15 protein-coding genes are annotated in these 17,919 nt (G+C 44.3%); 6 read left to right on the top strand and 9 right to left on the bottom strand.

Annotation, left to right across the window (positions count from 1 at the left end; genetic code table 11):
- Positions 1 to 24: 24 nt before the first annotated feature.
- On the bottom strand, positions 25 to 1,446 hold the full coding sequence (locus CAG69_RS00980) for an aminotransferase-like domain-containing protein (protein ID WP_161442269.1): 1,422 nt from the start codon (positions 1,444 to 1,446) through the stop codon (positions 25 to 27).
- A gap of 259 nt (positions 1,447 to 1,705) precedes the next feature.
- Here CAG69_RS00980 and CAG69_RS00975 point away from each other — a divergent pair, with 259 nt between their 5' ends.
- The 3 genes from CAG69_RS00975 (at position 1,706) to CAG69_RS00965 (ending at position 4,003) form a co-directional block, all read left to right on the top strand.
- Positions 1,706 to 1,936: a hypothetical protein gene (locus CAG69_RS00975; RefSeq protein ID WP_005396877.1), complete on the top strand. Its 231-nt coding sequence runs from the start codon at positions 1,706 to 1,708 to the stop codon at positions 1,934 to 1,936.
- Positions 1,937 to 2,181: 245 nt separating this feature from the next.
- Positions 2,182 to 2,481: a hypothetical protein gene (locus tag CAG69_RS00970; protein WP_005396873.1), complete on the top strand. Its 300-nt coding sequence runs from the start codon at positions 2,182 to 2,184 to the stop codon at positions 2,479 to 2,481.
- A gap of 331 nt (positions 2,482 to 2,812) precedes the next feature.
- Positions 2,813 to 4,003: an amino acid aminotransferase gene (locus CAG69_RS00965; RefSeq protein WP_161442267.1), complete on the top strand. Its 1,191-nt coding sequence runs from the start codon at positions 2,813 to 2,815 to the stop codon at positions 4,001 to 4,003.
- An 87-nt stretch (positions 4,004 to 4,090) separates the two neighbouring features.
- On the opposite strand, the gene CAG69_RS00960 is transcribed toward CAG69_RS00965, so the two are convergent.
- Complete coding sequence (locus CAG69_RS00960; protein WP_161442265.1) at positions 4,091 to 4,732, bottom strand: outer membrane beta-barrel protein; 642 nt, start codon at positions 4,730 to 4,732, stop codon at positions 4,091 to 4,093.
- Positions 4,733 to 5,050: 318 nt separating this feature from the next.
- Between CAG69_RS00960 and CAG69_RS00955 the strand changes: the two genes are divergently transcribed.
- Together CAG69_RS00955 and CAG69_RS00950 are read left to right on the top strand one after the other, a co-directional pair.
- A complete protein-coding gene (locus CAG69_RS00955) occupies positions 5,051 to 6,940 on the top strand; it encodes a DUF294 nucleotidyltransferase-like domain-containing protein (protein ID WP_161442263.1) in 1,890 nt (629 codons plus the stop codon).
- 8 nt (positions 6,941 to 6,948) lie between these two features.
- Positions 6,949 to 7,668 carry a 3'-5' exonuclease gene (locus CAG69_RS00950; protein ID WP_161442260.1) on the top strand — a complete coding sequence of 240 codons (720 nt, stop codon included), beginning with the start codon at positions 6,949 to 6,951 and terminating at the stop codon, positions 7,666 to 7,668.
- Positions 7,669 to 7,738: 70 nt separating this feature from the next.
- Here the strand turns inward: CAG69_RS00950 and CAG69_RS00945 are convergent, their stop codons facing one another.
- Positions 7,739 to 9,622, bottom strand: coding sequence for a methyl-accepting chemotaxis protein (locus CAG69_RS00945; RefSeq protein WP_012841645.1), 1,884 nt, complete (start codon positions 9,620 to 9,622; stop codon positions 7,739 to 7,741).
- Between the two features lie 230 nt (positions 9,623 to 9,852).
- Complete coding sequence (locus CAG69_RS00940; protein WP_005394723.1) at positions 9,853 to 11,424, bottom strand: BCCT family transporter; 1,572 nt, start codon at positions 11,422 to 11,424, stop codon at positions 9,853 to 9,855.
- Between the two features lie 387 nt (positions 11,425 to 11,811).
- On the opposite strand from CAG69_RS00940, the gene CAG69_RS00935 reads away from it, so the two are divergent.
- The gene (locus CAG69_RS00935; RefSeq protein ID WP_031780419.1) at positions 11,812 to 12,288 is read left to right on the top strand and encodes a MarR family winged helix-turn-helix transcriptional regulator; all 477 of its coding nucleotides are present in this window, start codon (positions 11,812 to 11,814) and stop codon (positions 12,286 to 12,288) included.
- 40 nt (positions 12,289 to 12,328) lie between these two features.
- Here CAG69_RS00935 and CAG69_RS00930 read toward each other — a convergent pair whose 3' ends face one another.
- From CAG69_RS00930 to CAG69_RS00910, 5 genes are all read right to left on the bottom strand, one after another.
- Positions 12,329 to 12,967: a response regulator gene (locus CAG69_RS00930; RefSeq protein WP_161442258.1), complete on the bottom strand. Its 639-nt coding sequence runs from the start codon at positions 12,965 to 12,967 to the stop codon at positions 12,329 to 12,331.
- Complete coding sequence (locus CAG69_RS00925) at positions 12,960 to 14,315, bottom strand: cache domain-containing protein (RefSeq protein ID WP_005394729.1); 1,356 nt, start codon at positions 14,313 to 14,315, stop codon at positions 12,960 to 12,962. The genes CAG69_RS00930 and CAG69_RS00925 overlap by 8 nt, the downstream gene beginning before the upstream one ends.
- A 151-nt stretch (positions 14,316 to 14,466) precedes the next feature.
- Complete coding sequence (locus CAG69_RS00920) at positions 14,467 to 15,753, bottom strand: TRAP transporter large permease (RefSeq protein WP_005394731.1); 1,287 nt, start codon at positions 15,751 to 15,753, stop codon at positions 14,467 to 14,469.
- A 12-nt stretch (positions 15,754 to 15,765) separates the two neighbouring features.
- On the bottom strand, positions 15,766 to 16,305 hold the full coding sequence (locus CAG69_RS00915; RefSeq protein WP_161442256.1) for a TRAP transporter small permease subunit: 540 nt from the start codon (positions 16,303 to 16,305) through the stop codon (positions 15,766 to 15,768).
- A 115-nt stretch (positions 16,306 to 16,420) separates the two neighbouring features.
- Positions 16,421 to 17,512, bottom strand: a complete 1,092-nt coding sequence (locus CAG69_RS00910; RefSeq protein WP_005394734.1) for a TRAP transporter substrate-binding protein — start codon at positions 17,510 to 17,512, stop codon at positions 16,421 to 16,423.
- Positions 17,513 to 17,919 lie beyond the last annotated feature (407 nt).

Raw genomic sequence — 17,919 nt, 5'->3', positions numbered from 1 at the left:
TGGAGCAAAAAAACACTAAGCAGTTTAATGAGTTTCAATTCTGAGTAATTCGCGAAGCAAATCACCTAACCTTTTGATAGCACGTTCTAAACTCGTTTCTAAAGGAAGCGATGTATTCAGTCTTAAATAGTTTTCGTATTGATCACTTATCGAAAAGAGTTTGCCATAAGCGACAGTAACCTGCTCAGACAATAGTGCTTGATTTACCGCTTTACTTGATATTCCATCTGGCAATTTCAGCCAAAGAAAGTAACCACCATCAGGACGTTGATAGGTAACCTCTTTAGGTATGTGCTTTGCGAGTAAATGCACGAAGTCAGCTTGACGGTGTTGCAGTGTCTTACGCAGCTTTCTCAGGTGGTTGTCGTAACTGTCGTTTTGTAAGTAATGTGCAACCCCCAGCTGAATAGGGGCACTCCCAGACAATGTCGATATTAACTGGAGCTTTTGAATAGTCTCGTTAAAACGCTTATTCACCACCCAACCCAAGCGATATCCAGGGCATAAACTCTTAGAAAAAGAACCACAATGAAGGACACGCTCTTGCTCATCAAAGGTCTTCAATGAGTTCGGCCTTTTGTCAGAAAAATACAGCTCAGAGTACACATCGTCTTCGATGAGATACACATCATATCGATTGGCTAACTCAACAATGTATCGTTTGTGTTCATCAGACAAAGAAGCCCCGGTTGGATTATGAAAGTTCGTCATTAACCAACAAGCCCGAACATCTTCATTGGCAAAAGCTGCTTCGATTTGTTCAAGCGAATGCCCACTCTCATCATCGACACTGATTTCAATAGCTTTGAGACCTAACCGTTCTACCGCTTGAAGTGCGCCATAAAACGTTGGGGATTCGACAACGACGGTATCACCTGGTCGGGTGACCGCTTGCAAACTCAAGTTTAATGCTTCTAGCGCACCGGAAGTAATAACCACATCATCATGGGTTAGTGATATCCCATGATGAATATACCTCTGAGCGACGAGTCGCCTTAACGACTCAGCACCAGGAGGTAGGTTGTCTAGCAACTTATCCGGCCCCATTTTTCGTCCCGAGCTGGCCAAATTACGGTTAAGCGACTCTAAAGGAAACAAACACGGATCCGGAAACGCCGAGCCTAAATGAACAACATCCGATGTTGCTTGATGCTTCAAAAACGAATACAACTCATCATTCAACTTGGTGCATGGTGTATTGTTGCTTTTAATTCCATTCGTATTAGTGAGACGTTCAAGATCGGCAGTCACATAGTAACCAGATTGAGGCTTTGCTATCACCCAGCCTTGCGCCTCTAGCAATTGATAGGCTTGTAATACCGTACCTGCACTTACGGAATGATTGCGGCTGGTGACGCGTATTGAAGGCAGCTTCTCCCCTGCTCTCCAAGTATCTTGCTGAATTTGTGCCTTAAACAATTCGGCCAATTGACGGTATCGATTCATGTATCCCTCATTTCACTTGCAGCCGCACCATAGCATACTTCGCGCCAGCATTCTGATATGGCAGTAGTCAATTTAGCAACGTAATTTATCAAGCTTGTTAATAGCAATTTCGACGACGAAGTGAGAATTTATGTTCCATACTTTTACTGATACGTCCGAGTGGTCTTAAATCTTTGCCTTGTCCGAAAAGCAAGGCATTCCACAGAGCTGAGAGTGTAAAGTCCACTTAGACATCTATCTTTTAAGTCGGGAGGAAGCGATGAAAGTATTTACAATGGACGATCTCTCTTATCGCGGGAAACATAAAGGTGTACATAGCTGGGACCATCCTGGCGGCACAACCCCTTATTACTGGCATCCTGATTGGTTGCATATCGCTGAAGATGCTTTGGGTGAACACAAAAAGGCTGACCTTGAAGTCCCTGACGGAGAAGCAGCGACAGAAGAGCATGCAAAAGCGGCGATTCTCAAACACTTGAATGACGAGTAGTTTAGGCTCTATCACCGTTCAAGAATAGCGTTAGGCAGGCGAATCCATCGTCGTATGCTTCAAACGCAGATAAAGCCAAAACCTGCCAAATAATAAATTCTTCTGAATGAGAAGTACGCATCGTCTGTAGCTATCGAATGACAAAATAAGTCGATAGTTATCACATTAATTTTCATTACATCTGTTACATTTAGATAGTAATGGTGATGCACACCTCAACTCATGGATTATGAGAGAAAATAATAATGGCAAAATACAACGAAGAAGACATTAAATACAAAGGTGAATCCAACGGCGTACATTCTTGGAGTTCTCCTTCCGGCCAGCCTTATTACTGGCACCCAGATTGGCTACACGTAGCGGAAGATGCGACGGGCACACACCCGAAACAAAAACTTGAAGTCGAAAAAGCGGAAGTCCCAACAGAGAAGCACGCGTTAAAAGCAATCTTAAAGCATATGAACGACTGGGCGACTGAGAAGCTTTCTTCTAATCCAGACATCGAAACCAATGCGGTTGAGTCTGAAATCGATCTGAAGAAATAATATCAATCGGCCTCTATACTTCTTACAAGCAAACGCTCCACCTTTAGTGGGGCGTTTTTGTCTCACCGAGTAACCGCCACTCCACGTAAATCACTAACGCAAAGCACTGAAGTCAAACGATTGGTACGTGAACAAAACTTCATCAACCATGGTATAAATCCCCTTCAAACTCTGTGCCTACCAAACGTTTTCATGGCAAAAACTTTAGTTATGTTAGAATTCTGTTTCAAATCGCAACTTTTTTAGGTTTTCTTTTCAGTAACGGTTGTAACCAATATTACTGAAAGGTATAAATGTTAGCACACCCCTTCGATTAACATGGATGAAGATTATGTTTGAAAAAGTAGTTGCCGCTCCGGCTGACCCTATTCTTGGCCTTACTGAAGAGTTTAAAAAAGATACTCGCGAAGACAAAATTAACCTTGGCGTAGGTATTTACAAAAACGAGCAAGGCGAAACCCCCGTTCTTGCAACAGTAAAGAAAGCTGAAGCAGCACTTGTTGAAACTGAAAAAACCAAATCTTACCTAACTATCGAAGGCACAGCTGAGTACGGCATTGCAGTACAAAAACTGCTTTTCGGCTCTGATGCAGAAATTGTAAACGAAAAACGCGCTAAAACAGCTCAAGCTCCAGGTGGTACTGGTGCATTACGTGTTGCTGGTGAGTTCATTAAACGCCAACTTGGCGATGTAAAAATCTGGATCAGCAACCCTACTTGGGCAAACCACAACGGCGTATTTACTGCCGCTGGTATCGAAACGGCACAATACAGCTACTACAACGCTGAAACAAAAGACAAAGACTTCGATGCAATGCTAAACGATCTGCAATCTGCATCTGAAGGTGACATCGTGCTTCTACACGGCTGCTGCCACAACCCTACTGGTATCGATCCAACTGCTGAAGAATGGGAAACATTGGCGAAACTTGTCGCAGAGAAGAAATTGCTTCCTCTATTTGACTTCGCATACCAAGGCTTTGCTAAAGGCGTGGAAGAGGATGCGGCGGGTCTTCGTACTTTTGCTAAGTACAACAAAGAAATCCTAGTCGCGAGCTCTTTCTCGAAAAACTTTGGCCTATACAACGAACGCGTTGGTGCCTTCACGTTAGTAGCAGAATCAGAAGAAGTCGCAACAACCGCATTTTCGCAAGTTAAAGCCATTATTCGCTCTATCTACTCTAACCCACCTGCGCACGGCAGCGCTGTCGTGACTCACATTCTTGGCAACGCCGAAATGCGTGCGGAATGGGAAGCTGAAGTAGCAGAAATGCGTGACCGTATCCAAGAGATGCGTGAACTATTTGTAGCGACACTAAAATCAGAAGGTGTGGACGCAGACTTTAGCTTCATCGAACGTCAAAATGGTATGTTCTCTTTCTCTGGCCTATCTAAAGAGCAAGTAAACCGTCTGAAAGAAGAGTTCGGTATTTACATCGTCGGTTCAGGCCGAATCAGTGTTGCTGGTATGACGAAGTCAAATATGGGCCCTCTGTGTAAAGGCATTGCAGCGGTTTTATAATCGATAGTCGCATACTTTATTAAAAGGAAAGGTCAGCATAAGCTGACCTTTTTGTTTTTATTTATTGCCAATAAATGAACCAGTCCGCTAGTAGACAAACTTCAAACTCAGCCCCACTTCATTGACATAATCAGAGCTCTCACCGCTGTAATCGGTATCTCTAAACTGATAAAAAAGACCAGTACCAATAACATCATGCCATTGGTAGTTAAAACCTATCTTAAAATTGTTCTCATCGACGATATCACTGCGGTTAACTTCCACCTCGGCCGTCGCAATAAGTTTTTCACTGAATAAGTAATTCACCCCAACGGTGATGGCTTGAAGCAGTTCACTATCTGAAGATAACGTATTATCCGTTTTGTCGTCCGTCGCTTTCGCTTTGATTGCACCTATTCCATATTTACCGTAGATATCGAATTGATCCGTAATCCCATAACGATAACCACCACCAAACAACAAACGGTCAATGCGAAGAGTAAAGTCGTCCGGATGGAAAAACTGCGCCGAGTAATCGACATTAAACAACCAGTTCTCAGTAAATAAGTAATTACCACCGAGCCCAATTGTGGTCGCGTTCGAATTATCTAACCACTCTTCATTTGTAGTTCCGGCCCCCACATCCAGGTGAATGTGTTCATACCCAAATTTTTCTGCTTGGTCCATGACCGCCGCGCTAGTTGCTGCTGGCAAAGCAGCTAAAGACGCAAGCAATAAACTTCTCACCATTCGACTTCCTTTCATGAGAATTATTTAAACACCGCCCCCAAATCACCTTGAGTGGCTTAGTTCAACAAAAATAACTTAGTTTACAGACGCGGTAACGATTTGAAATCTGCTATGCCTCTAAATCAAGCATTGGCCCAAAATATATCGACCACGTCCACTCACCTTTTAAGTGACTATATAGTAGTAGAAATGCCGATTCCTTATCGTGCGATATGTCAGAATCTTATGACTGAGCACGAAAATCACGGTTCAGATAAGACTCTGTTTTAAAACTAAGTTAAGATTACTTTATTATTTGCGAACTAAAAGGCACCTTCGATGGATGCAGAACTTCTCGAGATTTATAACTTTCTCGCCAAGTACCCCCCGTTCAATGAACTCCCTGAAGAAACACTAAACAAAGTGACAGAGAGTGTCGAGATCTCGTACTACCGAGAAGATACCCCAATCATCCATTTTGGAGACTATATCCAAGATCTCTACGTGGTGCGAAGCGGGGTCGTAGAAGTTTATCGACGCAAAGGAGAGCTTTATAACCGTCTTGATGAAGGTGACCTATTTGGCCAGATGGGAATGCTAACCAACAACAAAGTACGCTTTCCGGTAAAAGCTATTGAAGATACTCTGCTCTACTGCATTCCTGGTAACGTTTTCCAAGAAATATACGACAACTTTGATTCCTTTGCAGACTTTGTCGAAGTGGAAAATAGTGCTCGTTTACGCCAAGCCATTTCAGAAAACAAAGACGCCAATGACCTGACGACATCGAAAGTGAAAACCTTGCTGACTGGCGATGCTCATACGATTGATCGAGGACAGACAATCCAGCAAGCCGCGCAGCAGATGGCGAATGACAACGTATCTGCTCTACTTATCGTCGATCCAGATTTCGTTCGTGACGAGGATGACCCACAGTCTCCGGTACTTGGTATTATTACTGACCGTGACTTGTGTACCCGTGTGTTGGCCGAAGGCTTGTCTCCACAGGACGATGTATCAAGTGTGATGACCACTGAAGTCATGTCTCTTGATCACAATGCCTACATCTATGAAGCAATGTTAACCATGCTGCGTTACAACGTGCATCATCTGCCTGTGGTTAAAAACCAATTGCCTATTGGTATTATCGAAACAACCGACATTGTTCGTTATGAATCACAAAACTCGCTCTTATTGGTGAGCAGCATTTTCCAACAACAGACCATCGAAGATTTGGCAGTTGTTGCTGAAGAAGTAAAAAGCAGCTTTGTACGCCTAGTCAACGAAGATGCCAACTCACACATGGTGGGCAGTGCGATGTCCGTGATTGGTCGAAGCTTCAAACAGCGTCTGTTAGAAATGGCTGAAGAAGAGCTTGGCCCACCACCAATTCCTTATTGTTTCCTTGCACTTGGCTCAATGGGACGTGATGAGCAACTGTTGGTGACTGACCAAGATAACGCCATCATTCTAGATGAGACCTACCAAGAAGAGAAACATGGTAAGTACTTCGAAGCTTTAGCAAAATACGTCAGTGATGGATTAGATGCCTGTGGCTACAAGTATTGTACGGGCGATATTATGGCAACCAACCCATTATGGCGCATGACTCGTTCTGAGTGGGAAGAGTGCTTCGCTGACTGGATTGATAACCCGAACCCGAAAGCGCTACTCAACGCGTCCATCTTTTTCGATTTGGATGGCGTTTACGGTCGCTTAAAATGGGCAGAACAATTAACCAGCTTTATTGTTCGTCGTGCGCGTAAAAACAATCGCTTCTTAGCCTGTCTGGCTCGCAACGCACTTAACCGAACGCCGCCACTTGGCTTCTTTAAAGACTTTGTGATGGAGAAAGATGGCAGACACAACAACTCCATCAACCTCAAACGTCGTGGTACGGCTCCTCTGGTCGACTTAATTCGCGTTCACTCTCTGGCGGTTGGCTCACGCGCACAGAATTCGTTTGAGCGTCTCGACGACATCATTGATGCTGGCATTTTGCCAAAAGGTCGTGCACAAGACTTAAAAGACGCACTAGAGTTTATTTCCATGGTGCGTATTCGTCACCAAGCGACGGACGTGGAATTAGGCATTGACCCAGATAACAATATCGAACCAGAAAATCTCTCTGAATTTGAACGTCGCAACCTAAAAGATGCTTTCCAAATCCTAAGCAATGGTCAGAACTTCCTTAAGTTCCGCTACCAAGCGAATAAGAGCTTTAAGTGAGGTTGAATATGATCAAAAAGCTCTTTCAGAAGCCAACCATTCAGTGGCCAACGAAATTTGAACAAAAGTTGGAGATGGCTAAAGATGAGAATTTAATTGCGTTTTATAGCAATAAACCACCTGCACCAGAGACCCCCCTGTCTGAGGTGGAGTTCGTCGCGCTAGATTTCGAAACGACGGGGTTGAACCCCGAGAAACATGACATCATTACCATTGGTTTAGTGCCGTTTAACTTGAAACGTATTTTCTTGCGCAATTCGCGTCATTGGAAAGTTCGCCCGCAGCGAGCACTCGATGAAGACTCGGTAATCATACATGGTATTACTCACAGTGAATTGATCGATGCACCTGACTTGGGTGACATCTTAAGCGAGCTACTACCATGCTTAAGCGGAAAAATCATTGTTGTGCATTATCGTCGTATCGAGAGAGAATTTCTGGATAAAGCACTCAAAAGCCGTTTAGGGGAAGGAATTGAGTTTCCAGTGATAGATACGCTGCATCTTGAAGAAACCATTCAACAGAAACGCCCTGGCTCACTCTGGGAGCGTTTAAAAGGGAAAAAGCCAGAATCGGTTCGGCTAGCGCAATCTCGACGCCGTTATGGTCTGCCAGACTATACCCCTCACCATGCATTAACCGATGCAATTGCTACGGCAGAACTGCTACAAGCGCAAATCGCCCATCATTATAACGAGGACCAATCGATCAGTGAGTTCTGGCTATAACGTCTTTCTAGCTTAATAAGCGATCAAAAAAGGAGCCAAATGGCTCCTTTTTATTTAGGTCGGTATCCGATTACAGCTTAAAGCGTTGAATCTCTTGCTCTAATTCGTGTGAAAGCTCCGATAGGTGGGCAGCTTGTTCTGCTGCTTGATGAGCTTCAACCGACAGCTCGTTAGACACGTCACGAATGCCTTCAGTATTACGCGTGATCTCGGTTGTTACCGATGCTTGCTCTTCTGCCGCCGATGCAATCTGCGTTGCCATGTCACTGATGCGCTCAACAGCAGTATGGATTTGCGTCAAGCTCGCTGCTGCCGCGTTTGCATCATCAACACTGGTGTCAGCCAGACGACGGCTATCACCCATGATGCCAACCGCTTTCGCTGTTGTGCCCTGTAGCATCTCGATAGTTTCTTGAATCTCTTGCGTTGAAGCATGAGTGCGTTGGCTCAATACGCGAACTTCATCCGCAACCACAGCAAAGCCACGGCCTTGTTCACCTGCACGTGCTGCTTCAATTGCCGCGTTAAGTGCAAGTAGGTTAGTTTGCTCAGCAATACCTTGAATCGTTGATAGAATCGTATTGATGCTATTTCCGTGTGCTTCTAGCTCTTGAATCACATCAGTGGCGACTTGAACTTCTTGCGCCAAGTTCTGGATAGAACCTTGCGTCTGAGTCACTTGGCTAGAACCGTGTGAACAAGCTTGAACCGCTTCCTCTGAGTTACTTGCCGTGCTATCTGCATTACCTGCAATTTCTTGTGTTGCTGCAGCCATTTCGTTCACAGCCGTCGCAACCATGTTGATCTCATCTTGCTGGTAAGAGATACGCTGACTACGCTCTTCAGCTTGCTGTGCCGTCGTGCGTGCTTGCTCTGAAAGCGCAGATGATACGTGGCTAAGCTTGGTCACCATCGTGTGCATGTTGCCAACAAAGCGGTTGAAGTTTTCAGCCAATTTACCGACTTCATCATCACTGCGTGGTTCTAGTCGTTGCGTTAAGTCACCTTCACCAGATGCAATTTCCTCAAGTGCATTTGATACGCGGCTCAAGTCACGGAACAAGAAACCAACTAACCAAGATACCGCAAGAATAACCACAATGGTGATCATCACTGCAGTGATCAATAGGTCACGTAGCAATACCGCATGCCCTGCTTCTTCCGTTGCGCGATCCATTTCAATCGCGAACATCCAATGCGTGCCAGGTACTTTATTAAAGTAGTAAAGCTTCTCTTTGCCTTTGATTACCGTATCTTCGATACGACCTTCATCTGCAGCACGCTCGATTGCCTCTTCTGAAAAGTCTTTTAGAACACTGGTGATAGGCTTAAGCGTCAAGCTTTTATCTGGATGCGCTAGGAACGTACCTTCGTTCATATCGATTAACATCGCATGCGCATTTTCACCTGCATCTAGGTTAATCACGTCGCTGATGAGCTGATCGATCAGTACATCGGCACCAACAACACCAACAAACTGACCATTTTTCATTACTGGCTCAGCAATGGTTACAAGCAGCGCGTTAGTGATTGCATCTTGATATGCAGCAGTGATGATCTGCTTACCTGCGGCGTTAGCATCTTTGTACCAAGGACGAGTACGAGGGTCGTAATCAGCACGGTTACGCTCAGGGTGAGAGCGATACATATCACCGTTTGGTGTACCAAGGAAGATGTCATCAAAGCCACCAGCCTTGCGAGCTTGTTGTAGGAAAGGGACAACGTCTTGCTCTGTCGAGTAGTCGTTGAATGCGGTAGCAATATCTTTACGGATATTGACCCAATCAGAAATTCCTTCTGACGCAGTAGTACTTAGACTTTGCGCACGTGAATAGACACCTGAACGAGTCTGATCAAATAATTGACCAGCCGACAACCAAGTAAGTGCTGTTGCCATCACAACAACAGCAGAAAGGCTTGCGCCAATAAGCTTTTGTTTTAATGATAATTTCATATTTATAGTTTTTGAGTTGGGAGAACAGTTAAGGTGTGTGAATATTACACACTTTTTCACGACTATTCACTAATTTTTAAAAAACAAAATAGCACATTAACTCTTTGTAAAATATGAACTTTCATGTGTCATTTTTTTGTCTCACCGTCATAAAAACCGCACAAAAAAAGCCAGCAAAATGCTGGCCTTTTGATTACTTGTTACTCAGACAGATTTATAAAATGCCTGAATTATTGACGTTCTGTTCTCATACCCATCAATAAGCTCACACACATTGCAAGCAGAATGAAGGTAAACGGTAGTGCTGTAGAAATTGCACCAGCCTGAAGCGCTTGAACTGCTTCTGAGCCACCAATCCACAGTAGAGCAACCGCAATTGCACCTTCCATAAATGCCCAGAAAACACGTTGAAGTACAGGAGCGTCGACTTTACCGCCCGCTGTGATGCTGTCGATAACAAGTGAACCAGAGTCAGAAGACGTGATAAAGAACACAAGTACCAACACAACAGCAATGATTGAAAGCATGCTACCAAATGGAAGAACATCGAACATTTGGAACATAGCAAGTGAAACATCAGTCAAACCATTCGTGCCCAACTCACCTACTTTATCAACAACTTGCTCGATCGCTAGACCACCAAATACTGACATCCAAACAACAGTAACAGCGGTTGGAACCAATAGAACGGCTGTAATGAATTCGCGAACGGTACGACCGCGAGAAACACGCGCAATGAACATACCTACGAATGGTGACCATGAAATCCACCAAGCCCAGTAGAATACTGTCCAGCCTTGGAACCATGCCTCATCTGTACGACCAAACGGGTTACTTAGCGGAATAATATTCTCTACATATGCCATAAGTGTGGTTGGAATCGAACCTAGACTCGCCGCCCAACCGATAAGACCAACAAGAATCAGTAGCAAGAACGCCACAACCATGTTGATGTTACTAATGACTTTAACGCCACCATCAATACCACGTACCACTGAAACAACAGCAAGCAAAGTTACAACGGTAATGACAACGATTTGTAGGCCAAGACCTGGCTCAACACCAAATACGTGATGAATACCACTTGCCGCTTGTTGTGCACCTAAGCCCAGTGACGTTGCAAGACCAAACAAGGTCGCAAGAACGGCCAAGATATCCACGATATGACCAGCCCAACCCCACGCGCGATCACCCAGAAGCGGGTAGAAGATCGAGCGCATAGACAGCGGTAATCCTTTGTTGTAGGCAAAGAATGCTAAAGAAAGTGCTACAACACCGTAAATTGCCCATGGGTGAAGACCCCAGTGGAACATCGTCGCACCCAGTGCCAATCTCGCTGCTTCTGGTGTATTTGCTTCAACACCGAGTGGCGTCTCATACCAACCAGTGAAGTAAGCGACAGGCTCTGCGACACTCCAGAACATTAAACCGATACCCATACCAGCCGCAAATAGCATTGCAAGCCATGACATGAACGAGTAATCGGCAACAGCGTCTTTACCACCTAAGCGGATTTTACCCATTGGCGAAACGATAAGTGCCAAACAGAAAATAACGAAAATATTACCTGCAATAATGAACAACCAATCGAATGAACCAATGATCTTCCATTTCAGCCCATCAAGTGCCGTCTTTGCGGTATGTGCATCTAGAACTAATGCAGCGACAAGAAACAGCGCAATTAAACCTGCACTAATACCAAAAACTGGGTTATGAACATCAAAACCCCATTTTTGAACGTTGTCTTGACCTACCGTATAGTCGGTACTATCGATACTGTACTTATCTATACCCTTTGTCATCGTTCCTCTCTATTTTTGTACTGTTTTTACGTACCAAACAAAAAAATCTTTCGAACACGATACGTTTTACATTCCGTGAAGGCGCAAGATCCTATCATTTGACACGTTTTTGTCTATCTTTTTGCTATGAAAAAATCCAATAACTTACTTTTCACTCAGCAATTTCCGCCTTTAAAAGGATAAACCACTAGCGCAATAGTTAGACCACAAACATTTATTGCTATAATAATTTTAGGTCTTCTTATTTTGTCTACACGACGCGACAAAATGAAATTGGAGACACTACTTAAAATTGTAGTGGTAATTTTTGATTCCACCCCTTTAAATAAGGGCGCATTTAAGTTAGTGTCGCCTCGATAAATGTTCCCTACAGACTGGATGAATAAATTGGAAAAGTACGAAGAAGTATTGGTCTCGATTCGTCAGATCATCCGCGCTATTGATTTACATTCTAAAAAGCTGAGCAAAGAGTCTGGATTGACCGCTCCACAGTTGATTTTGATGCGTGCTATCAATGAGTTAGATAACGTAACGATTAAACAGTTGTCTAGCCACACTAACATGAGCCAAGCGACCGCAACGACCATTCTAGATAGACTAGAACGAGGCCAGTTTGTTGAGCGTCAACGCAGTGTTCAAGACAAGCGTAAAGTGCATGCTGTACTTACAAGCAAAGGCCAAGAAGCCCTAAAGCAAGCACCAACGCCATTGCAGGAACACTTCATTAATCGATTCCAAAAATTGGAAGAATGGGAGCAGTCTCTGCTGCTATCTTCCGTTCAACGCATCTCAACAATGATGAATGCAGAGGATATCGATGTCGCTCCAATGCTCGAGCTTGGCAGCATTACAAAAGTCGATTAATTTCGCTCTCACGTGCTCGCTTTTTGCGGGCACTACTCTCCTACTCCGTTAACCCTGTTTCAAACGCATATTTCGCTAGCTCCGCCGTCGAATGTAAATCCAACTTGTGCTTAATGTTGTGGCGATGCGTCTCTACCGTTCGGTAGCTAATGTTAAGTAGTGTGGCGATTTTCTTACTGCTGTTTCCTTGAGCGACTAATTTAAGCACCGCTTCTTCCCTGCGGCTAAGTGGATTCGTTTTTTGAGTGACTGGCACCACCTCTTGGGTAAAAAGCGTTTGTGTGACAGACTCGCAGAAATACGTTGAACCTTGATTCACCGTTTTTATTGCTTGCACCATTTTCTCGGCCGAGATTTCCTTGAGCATGTACCCTACTGCGCCAGCTTGCATGACCTTCATGATGTACTCACGGTTATCGTGCATGGTCAGCATAAGTATTTTGCTTTCTGGTCGCTCTTCTTTAATTACCCCTGTCGCTTCAATACCGTTCATTATCGGCATGCTAATGTCCATCAAGATGACATCAGGCTGAAGGTGCTTTGCGACTTCAATCGCTTCCAGCCCATTGCTTGCCGTACCGACCACTTCAATGTCAGGCTCTAACTCCAAGCGAGCCATGAAGCCATCTAAGACCACTTGATGATCATCAACAATCACCACACTAATCGGTTTATCCATAAACTAATTCATCCAAATTAAGCAGCACGGTAATCTCTGTTCCTAAACCAAGCTCACTCATCAGTTCAAACTCACCACCAATGAACTCTACACGCTCTTGCATGTTCCTTAACCCAATCCCTTGTTGGTGCACTGCTTGGTTAACCACAAAGCCAACACCGTCGTCACGTATGAGTAATTGCAGCATATTGCCCATTTTTTGCAAAGTAACCGTCACTTTTTTCGCTCTTGCGTGTTTTTCGATGTTGTTCAAAGACTCTTGAGCAACACGATACAAGGTCGTCGCGACCTCCGACGTCAGTTTGTACTGCTGAGTATCAAAATTACTCTCGATATCAATCCCAGAGTGAGAGTGAAAGTCTTGCAGTAAAGTGGTCAGTGCCGCCTCTAAGCCGATATCATCAAGGGCGCTAGGGCGAAGTTGATGAGAAATATGCCTTACTTCATTTATCGCGGTGACCAATGAGCGTTGCGATTTATCTAAGTGGGATTTGAGTTTTTCGTCTTCCAGTCTATGACTCATTAAATCCAAATGACATTTACTAGAAACTAACAGCTGGTTGATTCCATCATGCAACTCTCTCGCTAGATGCTTTTTCTCATCCTCTTGAAACATGACGGTTTTATGTGCCAACTCTTTAAGGTTTTTATCGGCAAGACGGTGTTCATGCAGATTGATCGCTAAAGTGAGAACGATAATTACAGCAACGGTCACCGCTAAGATCACGACGACCGAGAAAAAAGTCGTTTCGATATTTTTGTTCACCGCAGCACGCATATTGGCAACTTCTTGGCTGACGTCCTCAATATAGAGCCCTGTCCCTATCATCCATTCCCACTTATCGAGCCATGCGGCGTAGCTAAGCTTTGGGACGACCTCACCCGTAGATGGCTTTTGCCACAGGTATTGATGAAACCCACCACCTGATTGAGCTTGATACAACAAAGCTTCAATTAGACGATCGCCATTCTCGTCTTCAAGATAGAGTAAGTTCTCCCCGACTAGCTCTGGAAGAACAGGATGTACAAGGTTGGTACCGTATTTATCGTAAGCGAAAAAGTAGCCGTCTGCTCCGTAGCTTAAACGGTTTAAAATCGCTTTCACGCGTGTTTTAGCAACGCTCTCTTCTAAGGTTGGATCGTTGTAGATATAAGAAATGGAGTCAAAGGCGACGTCGACCGTATCTTTCAACGCCGCCTCTTTTGATTGGATCAGGTTTTGATGAAAGATCTCTACCTCCCTTTTGCCAAGAGTCTTGGTTTGATAGATAGAAATCCAACTGATACTCGCTGACACCAATACCACGGGTATCAATGTCAGCAGAATTAACTTTGCTTTGAGAGGCATCCCTTTCCTCCATGAAACGCTGCTTTACAGCTCACTATCTTAGCAGCACAAATAACTCGACTTCGTCCGCCTAGACATAAATAGCAGCTTAACAACTTGTCTCAAAAGGTAAAAACTCTCACTTCACAAAATCTCTTTTATTATCGAGTGATCAACTCATGCCATAAAAGCCAGGGAAGAACAGCAAAGAAGCCAACACGACAATTTGAATCGCGATAAACGGCATTACACCTTTGTAAATATCTCGCGTAGTGACACCTGCTGGTGCGACGCCTTTTAGATAGAACAAACTAAAACCAAATGGCGGTGTTAGGAATGATGTCTGTAAGTTCATTGCGATAAGAATCGCAAACCACGTCATGTTGATACCCATCAACTCAGCGACCGGCGCAATAATTGGCACGATGATAAAACAGATTTCAACGAAGTCGATAAAGAAACCTAAAATCAGAATCACCACCATAGTAATGATGAGAAAGCCCCACTTTTCTCCAGGCAATTCTAACATCCACTCTTCGACTAGATAATCACCGCCGGTGTAGGTAAATGCCATTGAGAAGGCGGTTGCCCCTAGCAAAATAGCAAAGACCATTGCGGTTACTTTAACGGTTTCTTTCGATGCATCATAAATCATCGACCAACTAAACTGCTTATACAGTAACGACAGAACTATCGCACCAGCGCCGCCCAGAGCCGCTGACTCTGTTGGCGTTGCAATCCCAGCAAAGATTGAGCCCAATACCACAATGATCAGTGCTAGTGGCGGTAAAACGGCTTTCAGCGCGGTGAACACTTCTTGCTTTCGACTGATCGACTCATCGCGCTCTATCGCCTGTGCGGCTTGAGGGTTCAACTTTGCGTAAATAAGAATGTAGATCACATAGGCGCCAACAAGTGTAATACCGGGCCAAATCGCAGCTTGAAATAGGTCCCCTACCGGAACGCCGAGTACATCCCCTAACAAGATCAACACGATAGAAGGTGGAATAATTTGTCCCAAGGTACCAGACGCACAAATAGTCCCGCACGCCAAGCCTTTGTCGTAATTGTATTTAAGCATCACAGGGAGTGAGATCAGCCCCATCGCAACAACCGATGCGCCGACTACGCCCGTTGACGCGGCAAGTAGTGCGCCAACTAATACTGTCGAAATAGCAATACCACCACGGACGCCGCCAAACAGACGTCCCATCGACTCAAGCAGTTGCTCTGCAAGCTTCGTCTTCTGAAGTACTAGTCCCATGAAGACAAACAATGGTACGGCCATTAGCACCGTATTTTCCATAATGGACTGAATTCGATATGGCATAAAAGCAAACATCTCGATGCCTTCAGCCCAAACACCAAAAATCAGCGCGATACCACCAAAAGTAAAGGCAACGGGAAATCCCAATAGAAGCGCAAAGAGCGCAACAAAAAACATCACTATACCGATCATAATGACTTCCTTTTACGACGTACCGTTATTACCGGCATAGATAAGATGAGGGTTAACAATCTTGTTGATCGAATGCAGCAGCAGTCCAATGCCACTAACTGCCATAAAGAAAAATGACAGCGGAATCATCGCTTTGATGATCCAACGATATGGCAATCCGCCTGGATCACCAGACGTCTCGCCTAGCGCGTAACTTTCTTTGGCGAAATCGATACCAAACCAAGCCACCAGTAGGCAAAAAGGGAATAAGAAAAATAGCGTGCCTATGATGTCGATGATGGATTGTGCTTTGTAAGATAAGCGTTCATAAAAAATGTCGACTCGGACATGGCCACCAGACTTAATCGCGTAAGGCACACCAAGCAAAAATACGGCGGAGAATAGATGCCATTCCATTTCTTGGAATGCAATGGATACATCGTTGAATACATATCGCATCACAACGTCGTAAACCACATTCACCAACAATAAAATAAACAGGATGCTGGACAACCATCCGAGAAAATCGCTAAAGCGGTTAAATAATCGCTCAATATAAATAAGACTTCTCATTCCGAACTCCGTGGAACGTTTGGATACGCTCCGCTATGGTGCGGAGCATTCATTATGAAGTTTTCTTGGGCTTCGTTCGCAGGCTAAACCTCTCGGCGTCGCCTGCGTCATAACGTTATTGTTGAGCTTGACTGTTTAAGTAAGCTCGGTGTGAAATGTCTGACCAAGGTCGAACTTGATTCATGTAGTTCGCTTGCGACTCTTGAATCTCTTTCGCCAAAGCATCTTTTTCTGCGTGCTCTTTCAACAAACGATCGTTTGCTTCTCGCAACGCAGCCACTACTTCAGGCGGGAAGTCTTTGACTTCAACATTTGGGTATTCAGATTTGATAGATGCCCAGTTTTTGCCACTTTCGTGTTTCGATTGCGTGTACATATCGTAAGCGGCGGTTTTCATTGCTACTTGTAAAATCGCTTTTAGATCATCAGGTAGACGGTTCCAAGTACGCTTATTAACAAGGAACTGAAGCTCAGTTGCTGGCTCATGCCAACCTGTGTAGTAGTATGGCGCGATTTTGTGGAAGCCCATGCGCAAGTCCAATGATGGACCAACCCACTCCAAGGCATCAATTGTGCGACGCTCTAGAGAGGTATATAGTTCACCAGGGGCGATATTCGTTGGTTTTGCACCTAGTTCTGCCAAGATCTCACCAGCAAAACCTGGGATACGCATTTTCAAACCCTGCAAATCCTCGACGGACTTGATCTCTTTCTGGAACCACCCGCCCATCTGAGTATCGGTATTACCGCCAGGGAAAGACATCAAATTATGTGGAGAGTACACCTTCTCCATCAGCTCCATACCACCGCCGTAGTAAAACCACGCATACTGCTCAGTTGGTAACATACCGAAAGGCATAGAAGTGAAGTAAAGTGTGTTTGGAACCTTGCCCTTCCAGTAGTAAGACGCCGAGTGGCCCATGTCGTATTGACCAGACTTAACCATATCAAACACCCCAAAAGGCGCTTTGTGCTTGTTTGCGGAATCAATACGGATTTGCAGACGCCCGTTGGACATCTCCTCTGCCATTTTTGCCATGTTTTTTGTCGCATCACCAAAAATCGGGAAGTTAGGTCCCCAAGTTTCAGCAAGCTTTAAACGATAGACTTTTTCAGCAGCATTTGCAGAAGTCACAACGAATGTCATCGCGGCAACGACAGCGGTTGTTTTGAGCACTCGTTTTAAAGATTTTTGGATTAGACTCATCGTTCACGTCCTTTATCACCAAGGTTATTGTTGTCATCCATTTCATTAGGATTGGCTGTATTCGGTATAAAAGATGTAACAATGTTGTCGAATGCGAAATGGGCATGAACACGGAAGCGAGTAATTCATCAATAAGACATTAGCCTTAGGTATTACGTATAACTACGTAGGATAGCCGTTATACAACAAGTTTAACTATCATAAAATTAATGAGTTACTTTTCCCTTAACGATGCAAAAGAAAAATGATACGTACGTACTTCTCTGCCAAAAAATTTACATAGTATTTAAGAAAATGTGACAAAGCACTTATTGGCAGCGTTAAAATCAATACCTAATGGATTATTTTCAATACGAAGATAAAAAAATACCTCGGCATTGGCCGAGGTATTCAAGCTAGAACGGTAG

Origin of the sequence: Vibrio sp. V43_P6S15P86 (assembly GCF_009904725.1) — a bacterium.
GTDB classification, from domain to species: Bacteria; Pseudomonadota; Gammaproteobacteria; order Enterobacterales; family Vibrionaceae; genus Vibrio; species Vibrio diabolicus.
Note: the sequence above shows the minus strand (reverse complement) of the source record. Positions and strands in the feature narration are given on the sequence as shown.